Raw genomic sequence first — 13,489 nt, forward strand, 5'->3', positions numbered from 1 at the left:
GGCGGTCAGTTCATCCGCCCCAGGACCTCCCGCACCTTCCGGACGTCCCGCAGCCGCTGCTCGTACGTCGCCCCGAGCGCGAGCAGCAGCAGTCCGGCGAGGGCGGGAGGCACCCAGCGGGGGAGCGCGTCGGCGGCCTGGACCAGGTACGGGGCGAGTTCGTGCAGCGCGTCCACGACGAGCACCGCGCCGCCCAGCACCAGGAGCGACTGGAGCCGGTGCCGGGCCCCCAGCAGGGTGACCAGCAGCGCGGCCGCGCCCAGCAGCAGGGGGCGGGTCCACTCCGGGTCGCCCCAGGTCGCGGCCAGGCTCGGCAGGAGGGTGGCGGCGAGCCCGGGGCCGTACGCCGTCCAGGACGAGGACCGCGGGTCACGGCGCCGGCGCACCACCCCCACCAGCAGTGCGGGGACGGTGACCGGCAGGGTGTACGCCTCCGGGACGCCAACCTGCCAGGCCGCCAGCCGCACCCAGGAGGCCAGCACGAACAGGACGACGGCCGCGTGGCCGACCCGGCGCCGGTCCGGACGTACGGCCGTGCCCGCGGTGATCACCGCGCACAGGGACAGCACCAGGGCGAGCAGGGGCAGGTCGGGGAGCGCGAGACCGACGGCGACCAGGCCCGCGACGGCACCCGTGATCTCCACCGCGAGCGTGCCGGCGGGGTCGGCGATCCGGGGCGCGAGCAGGGCCGCCGCCACCGGGACCACCAGGACCAGCAGGGCGATGTGCTCCGGCCGCCAGCCGGCCGAGGCGCCCACCGCGCAGGCCAGCGCCGTGGCATGGCCGAGGGAGGCGGCGGCCGGCACCGGGGCGGCCCGTCCGCGCAGGGCGGCCGCCGCGAACACGGCGGTCAGCGAGGCCAGGACGGTCAGGGTGGCCGGCTCGGCGGCCAGGGAGAGGAGGCCGAGGCTGAGCGAGGTCGCCACGGCGAGACCGGCCGCCGACGGCGTGCCGCGCCACAGCAGTGCCGTCACCAGCAGCCCGAGCAGTGACAGGCCCGCCGCATAGGGCAGTTCGAGCGCGGCCGGGAGGGCGACCGCCGCCGCCCAGGCCGGCCCGAGCGCGTACGGACGCCACCGCGCGTCGCCGCGGACCGCGAGCAGCGCGGCGACCACGACGAGGACCAGGGGAGCGGTGGCCGAGTGCGGCGGCCAGAACGCGTCGACCGTCACCGCCGCCCGCGCGTCCTCGGGCGCTCCCGCCCAGACACGGCCCAGCCACACCGTCGGCCCCAGCAGCGCGACACCCGCCGCGGGCAGCGCCCACAGCACGGCGCCGCCCTGCACGGCGTACGAGGCCAGAGTGAGCCCCCGGCGGACCGGCGCCGTGCCCCGCGCGACCGCGAGCAGCGCGATCCCGCAGGCCAGACACGCGGGCACGACCCAGGCACCGGGCAGCGACACCCGCAGCACACCGCCGGCCCCGGCGACCGCGCACAGCCCGGCCGCCAGCGCCGTACCCGTGGCGAGCGCGGTGTGCGGCGTGAACCGCGCGACCCCCAGGGCGATCGCCGCCGCGAGAAGGAGGAGCCCCGCCGCACGGGCGGCGGCGCCCGGACCGGACGCGTCCAGCGAGAGCACCACGGACGCGAGCACGCCGAGGCCGCCCACGGTGAACGCGCACACCAGGGCGACCGGCCGGAGGGGCCGCCCGGACACCCGGAGCGCGACCACGGCGTCGCCCGCCGCCGTCAGCAGCAGCGCGGCCGTCACCGCGTACGGCCCGCCGTCCGCTGCCACCACCCAGAGCGGCAGCGGGAGTTGGCCGGCCAGCAGGGCGGCCGGGCGGGGCAGCCGCAGCTCGTCGAGAGCCATGCCGTACGCCGCCCAGAGCGCCGCCAGCACCGTCGACGCGAGAGCCGTGTACGTCACGCCGTCCGCCCCCGCGAACGCGGCCTCGTACAGGGCGTAGGCGTCCAGGACCGTGAGGGCGAGGCCCAGCCCCGCGACCGACTCGGCGGTCGAGCGCAGCCCGCGCCGCAGCAGCGCCACCGGCGCGCCGAGCACGGCCAGCGTGACCCCGCCCAGCACCAGGGAGCGGCCCGTGATGCCCAGATGACCCCAGCTGACCAGGGTGAACACCATCGCCGCCACGGTGAGCAGCACACCGCCGAGCAGCAGCAGGACGTTCTGTACACCGGGTGCGGTGGCCTCCGGCCGAGAAGAGGGGGGCGGCGGCGCGGGCAGGGGCCGTACCGGCTGGAGAACGGAGACCAGCCAGGCCCGTCGGGCCAGCAACTGGGCGCGCCGGGCGTCCAGTCGGTACAGCTCGGCATCGAGGATCCGCAGTTCCTCGGCCGGGGGCGGAAGGGACGTCATGCCAGGAGTGTGGGGCGCGTCACTTTCGTACGGCATGCGTACGGGTACTCAGAACGTACTCAAATGCCGTCGGGCGGACCCCCGTACCGGCACACTCGGCCCATGGACTGGACGCACTACCGCTTCCTCAGCCGGTGGGCCCTGCCCGCGCCGCCCGCCGTCGTCTACGCCGCGCTGGAGCGGGCCGAGGACTATCCGCGCTGGTGGCGCCAGGTCCGCGAGGTGAACCGGCTCGACGACACCACCGGGATCATCCGCATCCGCTCACTGCTGCCGCACGACATCACGTTCACCGCGCGCGAGACGCGCCGCGATCCGACGGCGGGCGTCCTGGAGATCGCGATGTCCGGCGACATCGAGGGCTGGGCCCGCTGGACGCTCACCGCCGACGGCCCCGGCACCCTCGCCCGCTACGAGCAGGTGGTCGAGGTGCGCAAGCCGCTGCTCAGACGGTTCGCCGTGCCCGGGCGCCCGCTGTTCCGGGCCAATCACCGGCTGATGATGCGGGCCGGGCGGCGCGGACTGGCCGCCCGTCTGGAAGCGGTTTGAAGGAAGCGTGCGGGGACCTGTATTGTTCAGTGCGTTCCCGGGCGATTAGCTCAGTGGGAGAGCGCTTCGTTCACACCGAAGAGGTCACTGGTTCGAACCCAGTATCGCCCACCGGGAAAAAGCCGGTCCGCATACCGCGGGCCGGCTTTTTGCGTGCCGGTCCCGGCTAGGCCGCCGCCGACAGTTCCGGGCGGACCGGCCAGGACGTGTCCACCGTCTCCGGGTTGCCGCTGCGCGCGAACCACGCCTGCAGGCCGCGCGCCTGCGCCGCGAACCACGTCGTCTGGAGCGCGTGCAGCTCGGCGGGGGAGAGCCGCTCCAGTCGCGCCGAGAAGCGCCGGCCCACGGCCCGCACGACCTCCAGCGCGGCCAGCGCGTCCGCCGCCGCGTCATGCGCGTCGGCCAGCGACACGCCGTAGTGCCCGCACAGGTCGGTCAGTGTGCGCCGGCCCTTGCGGTAGCGGTCCAGATGCTTGTCCAGCACCCGGGGGTCCAGCACCCGCAGCGGCGCCGGTTCCAGCCAGTGACCCAGCGAAGAGGCCCGGTGCCGGCGCAGCTCGCGGTCCAGCAGGGTCAGATCGAACGGCGCGTTCATCACGACCAACGGCCGTCCCGCCGCCGCCTGTTCGGCGAGCAGCTCGGCTATCTCGAACATCACCGGCGCCGGCCAGCGGCCGTTGCGCTGGAGATGGTCGTCCGTCAGCCCGTGCACCGCCGTCGCCTCGGCGGGCACCGGCACGCCCGGGTTCACCAGCCAGCGGCTCACCCGCGGCCGTACCCCCGGCGCGTCCTGGACGACGAGGGCGGCCGACACTATCCGGTCGGCCTCCACGTCGACGCCCGTCGTCTCCGTGTCGAAAGCGGCCAGCGGGCCCTCGTACCAGTACGACATACCAACACAACCCCTCGTTCACCCACGGCAGCTGACGCACCGTCTTCTGCCCGTTTGGTGATACCCGGGCTGTTTGCGCCGTACGCCGGAAGGACACAACAGGAGTACGGGTCTTTGCAGTTCAGCGGCCCGCGGCGGGATTCTCACCGAGGTTCACTCGGCATTTCGTTCGGCCCGGTTCCGGGCATCTCACTTGTCGTGGAAGGCAGTTGGTCATGGCGATAGCGCAGCCCGAGCGGGGCGGGCTGCTGCCCGAACAGACGGGCCCCCATCGCGGCACACTCGCCACCACCGCCTGCATGGAGACACTGCAGGTCGGGTACTTGCACGCGGTCGCGGCGGCCGCGGGCTGCTCGCTGTCCCAGCCGTTCCCGGACAACGGCATCGACTGGCACGTCAGTCACAGCGCACCCGGGCACACCGTGGACGACGAGGTCACCATCAAGGTGCAGCTCAAGGCCACCTACCAGATACCGCCCGGTCCGCCGGGCCGGTTCTTCTCCTTCACCCTCGACAACGACCACCTGCGCAAGCTCGCCCGCACCCCGGTGTCGGTGCACAAGATCCTGGTCGTGATGATCGTCCCCCGCTCGCAGGACCAGTGGCTGCGCGCCGGACACGACCGCCTCGACCTGCGGCACTGCTGCTACTGGGTCAATCTGGCCGGCCACCCGATCACCGGGCGGACCCGGACCACCGTGCGGATACCGACCTCACGCATCTTCGACGACCGGGCCCTGTGCGAGATCATGACGCGGGTCGGGACGGGAGGCAGACCATGACCCACCGGCCCCTCGACGAGCCCCTGAGGGCGGTACGGCCGCACCCCGAGCTCTGCTGGGACCGGGCCCCCGAGCCCGGCGAGGTCGACCCGGCCGTCCTCGGCGCCCTGCTGCGCCGGCACGGCTGGCAGCGGCGGGGCGGCGCCGCCGGACGCTACGGCCGCTGGACCCCACCCGGGCCCGGTGCGGGCGGCACGAGTCTCCTCGTGCCCGAGAGCCGGGCCTTCCCCGACAGCGACGACCTGCTCGGCGAGGCGCTCCAGGCGCTCGCCCGCAGCGGCACGCCCTCCGCGCGCGAGGTGCTCGTCGGGCTCGCCGTACCCAGCGACGAGATCCGCTGGTGGCGCGACACCCCGCACGGGCCCGCCGGGGCCGCGCCCTGGACCGTCGAGGAACAGCTGCGCGGCGCCGCCCGCCAGATGCTCCTGGCCGGCGCGCTCGCCACCCGCGCGCGGGCCGGCTACTACGGCGCCCGGCACCGCAGGGCCGCCTCCGCCCTGCTCGACCAGGTCCTGGTCGGCTCCGGGGCCGGCGGCCGCCGGCTGACCGCCTTCGTGCCGGCCGGATCGATCCGCCCCCTCGCCGTCCGCCTCCACCAGGCCCTCTACGCGGTCCGCGAGGCCATCGACTACCAGCGGGCCACCGGCGGCATGGACGCCTTCGACGGCGCCGTGGAGGCCGGCGCCAGCCGGGAGCTCACCGACGCCCTGATCGCCCTCGTCCGCGGCACCGAGGGCGCCCGCGTCGCGGTGGAATGGTCCCCCGCGGCGGGAGTGCCCGAGGACTGCGCCGCCACGAACGAGCCCGTCGAGTTCTCGCCCGGCGACCTGCCCGTGCTGCGCGAGGCCGGCGCCCGCTATCTGCGCGAGGAACCCGCCGTGTCCGTGCGCATCACCGGCACCGTCGTCCGGCTGCGCAGGTCGGGGCCGCGCGGAGAGGGCAGCGTACGGCTGCGGGTGCTGGCCGGCGCCGAGATCCCCCACGTCCGGATCACCCTGGACGAGGAGGACTACCGCACCGCCGGGCAGGCCCACCTCGTCGGTCTGCCGGTGCGGGTGCAGGGGCGGCTGGAGAGCAGGGGCGGCTTCCGCAGGCTCACCGGCGCCTGCGGGGTCGTACCCGTCCAGGTCGACGACGCCGAGCGGGACCGGCTGATGAAGTCGCTCCAGGAACATCTCGACTTCTTCGAGGAGGCCTGCGGCGGGGAGTACGACGGGGACTGAGGCGCTGCGGGGCCGCAGGGGACGGGACAGATTTCGCGGTCGGCGGGTGCGGGTCGGTACGATCCCCTATTGCGCGCGCTCCCGGTATGGCGCCGCACCCCACCTTCAGTCAGGAGAGACCGGTGTCAGACGTCCGTGTGATCATCCAACGCGATTCCGAGCGGGAAGAGCGCACGGTGACGACGGGCACCACGGCCGCCGACCTCTTCGCCGGCGAGCGTTCCGTCATCGCCGCGCGCGTGGGCGGCGAGCTCAGGGACCTGTCGTACGTGCTCTCCGACGGCGAGGAGGTCGAGGGCGTCGAGATCGCCTCCGAGGACGGCCTCAACATCCTGCGCCACTCCACCGCGCATGTGATGGCCCAGGCCGTGCAGGAGATCTTCCCCGAGGCCAAGCTGGGCATCGGCCCGCCGGTCAAGGACGGCTTCTACTACGACTTCGACGTCGAGAAGCCGTTCACGCCCGAGGACCTCAAGGCCATCGAGAAGAAGATGCAGGAGATCCAGCGGCGCGGTCAGCGCTTCGCCCGCCGGGTCGTCACCGACGAGGCCGCCCGCGAGGAGCTCGCGGACGAGCCGTACAAGCTGGAGCTGATCGGCCTCAAGGGCTCCGCGTCCTCCGACGACGGCGCGGACGTCGAGGTCGGCGCCGGTGAGCTGACGATCTACGACAACCTCGACGCCAAGACCGGCGAGCTGTGCTGGAAGGACCTCTGCCGCGGTCCCCACCTGCCCTCCACCCGCCTCATCCCGGCGTTCAAGCTGATGCGCAACGCGGCCGCCTACTGGCGCGGCAGCGAGAAGAACCCCATGCTCCAGCGCATCTACGGCACCGCCTGGCCGTCCAAGGACGAGCTGAAGGCGTACCTCGACTTCCTCGCCGAGGCCGAGAAGCGCGACCACCGCAAGCTGGGTGCCGAGCTCGACCTGTTCTCCATCCCCGAGCAGATCGGCTCCGGCCTCGCCGTCTTCCACCCCAAGGGCGGCATCGTCCGCCGGGTGATGGAGGACTACTCGCGCCGCCGCCACGAGGAGGAGGGCTACGAGTTCGTCTACACCCCGCACGCGACGAAGGGGAAGCTCTTCGAGACGTCCGGGCACCTGGACTGGTACGCCGACGGCATGTACCCGCCCATGCAGCTCGACGAGGGCGTGGACTACTACCTCAAGCCCATGAACTGCCCGATGCACAACCTGATCTTCGACGCGCGAGGCCGCTCCTACCGCGAGCTGCCGCTGCGCCTGTTCGAGTTCGGGACGGTGTATCGGTACGAGAAGTCGGGCGTGGTGCACGGCCTCACGCGCGCGCGGGGCTTCACGCAGGACGACGCGCACATCTACTGCACCCGTGAGCAGATGTCGGAGGAGCTCGACAAGACGCTCACCTTCGTGCTCGGCCTGCTGCGCGACTACGGTCTGACCGACTTCTACCTGGAGCTGTCCACCAAGGACCCGGAGAAGTTCGTCGGCTCCGACGAGGTCTGGGAGGAGGCCACCGAGACCCTCCGCCAGGTCGCCGAGAAGCAGGGCCTGCCCCTGGTCCCCGACCCGGGCGGCGCCGCCTTCTACGGGCCGAAGATCTCCGTCCAGACCAAGGACGCCATCGGTCGCACCTGGCAGATGTCGACGATCCAGCTCGACTTCAACCTGCCGGAGCGCTTCGACCTGGAGTACACCGGCCCCGACGGTGCCAAGCAGCGCCCGGTGATGATCCACCGCGCCCTGTTCGGCTCCATCGAGCGGTTCTTCGCGGTGCTCCTGGAGCACTACGCGGGCGCCTTCCCGGCCTGGCTCGCGCCGGTCCAGGCGCTCGGCATCCCGATCGGCGACGGGCACGTCGAGTACCTGGAGAAGTTCGCCGCGGCCGCCCGTAAGCAGGGGCTGCGCGTCGAGGTCGACTCCTCCTCCGACCGGATGCAGAAGAAGATCCGCAACGCCCAGAAGCAGAAGGTGCCCTTCATGGTCATCGCGGGCGACGAGGACATGTCGAACGGCTCGGTGTCCTTCCGCTACCGCGACGGCTCGCAGGAGAACGGCATCCCGTTCGACGAGGCCATCGCGAAGATCGCGAAGGTCGTCGAGGAGCGGACGCAGGTCTGATCCGGCCGTGGGAGGGCCCCCGGGGAGTTCAGCTCCCCGGGGGCCCTTCGACGTTCTCGCGGTCGCTCTCCAGCGAGAACACCTGGACCAGCCACGACGAGAACGAACCCGTCACCGCCCCCAGCAGCGCCAGCCCGCACGCCATCAGGCCCACCGCGATCGTCCGGCCGCCGGCCGTGACCGGGACGACATCGCCGTAGCCGACCGTGGTGAGCGTCGCGCACGCCCACCACAGCGCGTCCCCGAAGCTGTGCATCTCGGTGCCCGGCGCCCCCCGTTCCCGGTCGTAGACGGCGAGCGAGCACGCGAAGCCGAGCAGCACCGTCGTCAGCCCGGCATACGTGATCACGCGCGCGTAGAGCGACAGCCGGGGTTCGCCGTGCCGGTGCTGGACGGCCTCGTACACCTTGACCACCCGCAGCGGGCGCAGCAGGGGCAGCACGACGACGACGGTGTCCAGCTTGTGTGTGGGGACGAAGCGCAGCCCCTGTCCGCTGAGCCGCCAGCGCACCCCGTAGTCGGCGGCGAACATCGCCCAGGTGAGGGACAGCACCGCCGTGCACAGGTCCCGCCAGGCGCCCGGCAGGTCCTGGGCGAGGACCAGGATCGCGTACATGGTGAGGAACAACAGCGAGGCGAAGGCGAGGGGGATCTCGGTGCGCTGCTCCCAGCGGGCCTGGCGGCTGACTTCGTCCATCGGGCCAGCTTCGCCCGCCGGGCTTCACCCGCAACCCCGGCGACACGCCGCGAACGGGCGAAGCCATATGCTGCCTTGCATGACGAGTGAGCCGGAGCAGCAGATCGGAGTGGGGACGCAGGACGCGTTCCAGCGCCTGTGGACGCCCCACCGGATGGCCTACATCCAGGGTGAGAACAAGCCGACCGGCCCGGGGGCCGACGACGGCTGCCCGTTCTGCTCGATCCCGGCGAAATCCGACGAGGACGGGCTGATCGTCCAACGGGGCGAGCATGTGTACGCGGTGCTCAACCTCTACCCGTACAACGGCGGCCACCTGATGACCGTGCCCTACCGCCATGTCGCCGACTACACCGAGCTGACCGGTTCCGAGACCCTCGAGCTGGCCGAGCTGACCAAGCAGGCGATGACGGCCCTGCGCACCGCGTCCGGCGCGCACGGCTTCAACATCGGCATGAACCAGGGGACCGTGGCGGGCGCGGGCATCGCCGCCCATCTCCACCAGCACCTCGTGCCCCGCTGGGGCGGGGACACGAACTTCATGCCGGTGGTCGGCCACACGCGTGTCCTGCCGCAGCTGCTGGCGGACACGCGGAAGATGCTGGCCGACGCCTGGCCCCGGTGACGGTGGGCGCGTCCGGGGGCCGGAGCCCCCGGACACTCACGCGTCGTACGTGTCGGCCTTGCGCGGTGACACTTCCTGCACGCCGCCGCTCAGGACCGACGAGCGCGAGCTGAACTTCTCCAGGTCCACGTCGTGCTCCTTGAGCACCCGGAACGCGGCCCGGTGCACCGCGCGCAGCACCGGCGTGGCCGTGCGCAGCGCGTCGTCGGCCATGAAGCGGTGCCGCCAGGGCTGGTCGGCCCAGGCGTGCCGCAGGCCGAACGGCTCGGGCAGGCCGATCGAGCCGCCGAGCCACTTCAGCAGCGGCGGGTACCAGCTGATCGTGGCCCGCGCGGCCAGCCGGACCACCTCGTCGGTGGTGACCAGGGGCAGCTTGATGGTCCGCGTCTCCCAGAAGCGGACGGTCTTGGCGACCTCCTTGGTGGGGGCCTCCGGCTTGCTGCTGAACAGGCCGTTGACCGGTCCCAGCGCGTGCCCGGTGACCTCGATGCGCAGGGTCTCCTTCAGCACGGTCACCGTGACCATCATCGTGAGGATCAGGCTGCCGTTGTACAGATGCGGCCACTGCACGCCCAGGTAGTGCCGGTCGCCGCCGTCGAACTGCTTGCCGTTGCAGATGTCCTCCACGGCCCTCGGCTTGACCTGGTACGCCTCGACGTCCGTCCCCTCGGGCCGGGTGACCTCCTTGGCGCCCTCGCCGACATGGGTGACGATCCAGTGCCGCACCTGCGGCTCGGGGAAGCCGCCGGTCTTCAGCCGCTGCCGGTGCAGCACGGTCAGCTCCTCGTGGATGGCCCGTACGACCGTCCAGCTGCGGAACTCGTGGACGCCCTTCACGGGGTCGACCGGGGTCAGCTCCTCCGCCAGGGACCAGGAGCCCCAGCGGGTGCCCATGCCGAGTATGCCCTTGGGGCCGGCGTAGAAGACCGAGTTGGACTGCTGCTCGGCGCTGAGCCGGGCCAGGGACTGGCGCAGCTGCTCGGCCGCGGCCTGGTCGGGGCTGGTCGGCACCGCCTCGGGGACCTTCGCGCCGATGCTGCCGCCGGACAGCAGCCCGTCCCAGCGCTCGCGCAGGTCCTTCGCGGTGCGCTCGCAGACCCGCTTGGCCAGGAACCAGCCGGCCATCGGGGCGACGATGCAGCCACGCGCGTACCACCCCCAGACGCCGGCGAACGGCATCCGGACCAGGAAGATCACGGCGAGGGCGGCGACCGCGACGAGCAGGCCGGTGCCGAGTCCGGAGATCCGCTTGTTGTCCGTCCTGGCCATACCGGCCCGGAGCTGGAAGACGAGCAGCCACACCAGCAGTCCGGGCAGGAAGAGCACCCCGCACAGCAGCATGATGCCGGTCAGCGTGATGTCGCGCTGCCGGCGGATGCGGGTGGCCGCGAGGCAGTGCTCGACGACGACCTGGGGCTCACTGCCGAAGGACTGGATGAGCGGCTTGCGGCCGACGCCCAGCATGCGGTCGATCACCGCCTGGGAGTACGCCTCACCGAAGTTGGGCCGGAAGATCTTCGCCCACTTGCGGCCCTCGTTGACCGTCGACTGGTGCCATTCGTTGTCGGCCTTCTTGATCTCCTCCATCGGGGTGTCCCGGTAGGCCGCCGAGGCGAGCGCGAACGTCGGGCCCTGCCCCGCTCCGCCCGTCCGGGGCACCTGTGGCCCGAAGAAGTCCTCCACGGTCATTCCCGCCCCCACTCGCCGCGATCCCGCTCCTGCGGCCTTCCCGACTTCCGTACTCCGCACACCTGTTGATCAGGTCATCAGCGTATCTCCAGCCACTGACATCCGTCGGCGGACGGCCGAAGCCGCCCGCCGAACCGGAGGATCACCTTCCCCTCTGGGCACTTGAGGCCTGCTCAGCCCCAACCGCTACCCGGCCGCCGCCTGTTGCCGGACCTTCTCGGCCACCTGCGGCGGCATCGGCTCGTGGCGGGCGTACGCGCGGTGGAAGCGCGCCGTGCCGTGCGACAGCGAGCGCAGGTCGACCGCGTACCGGCCGATCTCGATCTCGGGCACCTCGGCCCGTACGAGGGTGCGCCCGCCGGCCGTCTGCTCGGTGCCCAGCACCCGCCCGCGCCGCCCCGACAGGTCGCTCATCACCGCGCCCACGTAGTCGTCGCCGACCAGCACGCTCACCTCGGCCACCGGCTCCAGCAGATGGATCCTCGCCTCGGCCGCCGCCTCGCGCAGCGCCAGCGCGCCGGCCGTCTGGAACGCGGCGTCGGAGGAGTCCACCGAGTGCGCCTTGCCGTCGAGCAGGGTGATCCGCACGTCGACCAGCGGATGCCCGCCCACGACGCCCTTGGCCGCCTGCGCCCGTACGCCCTTCTCGACGGACGGGATGAACTGCCGCGGCACCGCGCCGCCGACGACCTTGTCCACGAACTCGATGCCCGCCCCGCCCGGCAGCGGCTCCACCTCGATCTCGCAGATCGCGTACTGCCCGTGCCCGCCCGACTGCTTCACATGCCGCCCGCGCCCGGCCGACCGGTCGGCGAACGTCTCCCGCAGCGAGACCCGGTGCGGCACCACGTCCACCTGGACGCCGTAGCGGGCGCGCAGCCGCTCCAGGGCCACGTCCGCGTGCGCCTCGCCCAGACACCACAGCACCACCTGGTGGGTGTCCTGGTTCTGCTCCAGGCGCATCGTCGGATCCTCGGCGACCAGCCGCGACAGGCCCTGCGAGAGCTTGTCCTCGTCGGGCTTGCTGTGCGCCTGGATGGCGAGCGGCAGCAGCGGGTCGGGCATCTGCCAGGGCTCCATCAGGAGCGGGTCGTCCTTCGCGGAGAGCGTGTCGCCGGTCTCCGCGCGGCTGAGTTTCGCCACGCACGCGAGGTCGCCCGCGATGGCGTGGGTCAGCGCCCGCTGCTGCTTGCCGAAGGGCGCGGACAGGGCGCCGATGCGCTCGTCGACGTCGTGGTCCTCGTGACCGCGGTCGGCCATGCCGTGCCCCGAGACGTGCACCGTCTCGTCGGGGCGCAGGGTGCCGGAGAAGACCCGCACCAGCGAGACCCGGCCGACGTACGGGTCGGACGAGGTCTTCACGACCTCCGCGACCAGCGGCCCGGCGGGGTCGCACAGCTTCAACTCGCGCGGCCTGCCGTCGACCGTCGTCACCTGGGGCGCCTCGCGCTCCAGAGGCGTCGGGAAGCCCCTGGTGATCAGCTCCAGCAGTTCGACCGTGCCGATGCCCTGCCGGGCGCCCTCGGCGGCGGGGGCGGCCGCCAGGACGGGAAAGAACGTGCCGCGCGCCACGGCCCGCTCCAGGTCCTCGATCAGCGTCTTGACGTCGACCTGCTCACCGCCGAGATAGCGGTCCATGAGGGTCTCGTCCTCGCTCTCGGCGATGATCCCCTCGATCAGCCGGTTGCGGGCCTCCTCCAGGCCCGGAAGCTGGTCCTCGCCCGGTTCGGACTCCTTGCGCTCGCCCGAGGAGTAGTCGAACAGCTTCCGCGACAGCAGCCCGGTCAGCCCGGTCACGGGTGCGTGCCCGTCGGGCGCCTGGGTGCCGTGCAGCGGCAGGTACAGCGGGAGCACGGCGTCCGGGTCGTCGCCGCCGAACGCCTGCGCCAGCAGCGGGGTCAGCTCCTCGAAGTCCGCGCGGGCGGCCTCCAGGTGCGTGACGACGATGGCGCGCGGCATGCCGACCGCCGCGCACTCCTCCCACACCATGCGGGTCGAGCCGTCCACGCCGTCCGAGGCCGAGACGACGAAGAGGGCCGCGTCCGCCGCGCGCAGACCGGCCCTGAGCTCCCCGACGAAGTCGGCGTATCCGGGGGTGTCCAGTAGGTTGATCTTGATGCCGTCCCAGTCGACCGGCACCAGGGAGAGCTGTACGGAGCGTTGCTGCCGGTGCTCGATCTCGTCGTAGTCCGAGAGCGTGCCGCCGTCCTCCACGCGGCCCGCCCGGTTCACCGCTCCCGCCGTCAGCGCGAGAGCCTCCACCAAAGTCGTCTTGCCCGATCCGGAGTGGCCGACCAGCACCACATTCCGTACGGACGCGGGATGGTCGGCCGCCGTAGCTCTGCCGGCGGCTCCGGGGTGGGTGTGTGCCTTGTCGCCCATTTCTTGCCTCCCGTGCACGGTGAGGTCCTCGGGGGCGCGGGCATCACGGCCCCGCGTGCGATGGCGGCTCCGGCGACGCCCGCGGTCCTTCGAGCTTTCCACTCCCGTCACCGCGCGTCCATACGGCGGACGGCAAGCCGGGCGGGGACGGCCGCGACCGGGCCGTGACCCGGATGCCGTCGTGCTGTGACACGGGGTGCGGGTGCCCGTCCGTCGCACACACGCGCGCGTGG

Annotated in this window: 10 protein-coding genes and 1 tRNA gene; 6 read left to right on the forward strand and 5 right to left on the reverse strand. The window is 72.6% G+C overall.

What is annotated here, in order from left to right; genetic code table 11:
• Window positions 1-5: 5 nt before the first annotated feature.
• Entirely contained in the window at window positions 6-2,354 is a 2,349-nt protein-coding gene (locus tag AQJ64_RS35700; RefSeq protein ID WP_055633427.1) for an SCO7613 C-terminal domain-containing membrane protein, read from the reverse strand.
• A gap of 66 nt (window positions 2,355-2,420) precedes the next feature.
• Here AQJ64_RS35700 and AQJ64_RS35705 point away from each other — a divergent pair, with 66 nt between their 5' ends.
• Both AQJ64_RS35705 and AQJ64_RS35710 read left to right on the forward strand, forming a co-directional pair.
• The gene (locus AQJ64_RS35705; protein WP_055633426.1) at window positions 2,421-2,867 is read left to right on the forward strand and encodes an SRPBCC family protein; all 447 of its coding nucleotides are present in this window, start codon (window positions 2,421-2,423) and stop codon (window positions 2,865-2,867) included.
• 39 nt (window positions 2,868-2,906) lie between these two features.
• A tRNA-Val gene (locus AQJ64_RS35710) sits at window positions 2,907-2,978 on the forward strand.
• A 55-nt stretch (window positions 2,979-3,033) separates the two neighbouring features.
• Here the strand turns inward: AQJ64_RS35710 and AQJ64_RS35715 are convergent.
• Window positions 3,034-3,759: a 3'-5' exonuclease gene (locus tag AQJ64_RS35715; RefSeq protein ID WP_055633425.1), complete on the reverse strand. Its 726-nt coding sequence runs from the start codon at window positions 3,757-3,759 to the stop codon at window positions 3,034-3,036.
• Window positions 3,760-3,974: 215 nt separating this feature from the next.
• Between AQJ64_RS35715 and AQJ64_RS35720 the strand changes: the two genes are divergently transcribed.
• The 3 genes from AQJ64_RS35720 to thrS all read left to right on the forward strand — a co-directional run bounded on the left by AQJ64_RS35720 (window position 3,975) and on the right by thrS (window position 7,863).
• Window positions 3,975-4,541, forward strand: coding sequence for a DUF4365 domain-containing protein (locus AQJ64_RS35720; protein WP_055633424.1), 567 nt, complete (start codon window positions 3,975-3,977; stop codon window positions 4,539-4,541).
• Entirely contained in the window at window positions 4,538-5,764 is a 1,227-nt protein-coding gene (locus AQJ64_RS35725) for a hypothetical protein (protein ID WP_055633423.1), read from the forward strand. The genes AQJ64_RS35720 and AQJ64_RS35725 overlap by 4 nt, the downstream gene beginning before the upstream one ends.
• A 122-nt stretch (window positions 5,765-5,886) precedes the next feature.
• Window positions 5,887-7,863, forward strand: coding sequence for a threonine--tRNA ligase (gene thrS / locus AQJ64_RS35730; RefSeq protein ID WP_055633422.1), 1,977 nt, complete (start codon window positions 5,887-5,889; stop codon window positions 7,861-7,863).
• Between the two features lie 28 nt (window positions 7,864-7,891).
• Here the strand turns inward: thrS and AQJ64_RS35735 are convergent, their stop codons facing one another.
• Complete coding sequence (locus AQJ64_RS35735; RefSeq protein ID WP_055633421.1) at window positions 7,892-8,560, reverse strand: potassium channel family protein; 669 nt, start codon at window positions 8,558-8,560, stop codon at window positions 7,892-7,894.
• Between the two features lie 67 nt (window positions 8,561-8,627).
• Here AQJ64_RS35735 and AQJ64_RS35740 point away from each other — a divergent pair, with 67 nt between their 5' ends.
• Window positions 8,628-9,185, forward strand: coding sequence for an HIT family protein (locus tag AQJ64_RS35740; protein ID WP_055633420.1), 558 nt, complete (start codon window positions 8,628-8,630; stop codon window positions 9,183-9,185).
• A gap of 36 nt (window positions 9,186-9,221) precedes the next feature.
• Here AQJ64_RS35740 and AQJ64_RS35745 read toward each other — a convergent pair whose 3' ends face one another.
• The gene (locus tag AQJ64_RS35745; protein WP_055633419.1) at window positions 9,222-10,874 is read right to left on the reverse strand and encodes a hypothetical protein; all 1,653 of its coding nucleotides are present in this window, start codon (window positions 10,872-10,874) and stop codon (window positions 9,222-9,224) included.
• 186 nt (window positions 10,875-11,060) lie between these two features.
• Window positions 11,061-13,256, reverse strand: a complete 2,196-nt coding sequence (locus tag AQJ64_RS35750) for an elongation factor G-like protein EF-G2 (protein ID WP_055633418.1) — start codon at window positions 13,254-13,256, stop codon at window positions 11,061-11,063.
• Window positions 13,257-13,489: the final 233 nt, after the last annotated feature.

This window comes from Streptomyces griseoruber, from assembly GCF_001514205.1.
GTDB lineage: Bacteria > Actinomycetota > Actinomycetes > Streptomycetales > Streptomycetaceae > Streptomyces > Streptomyces griseoruber.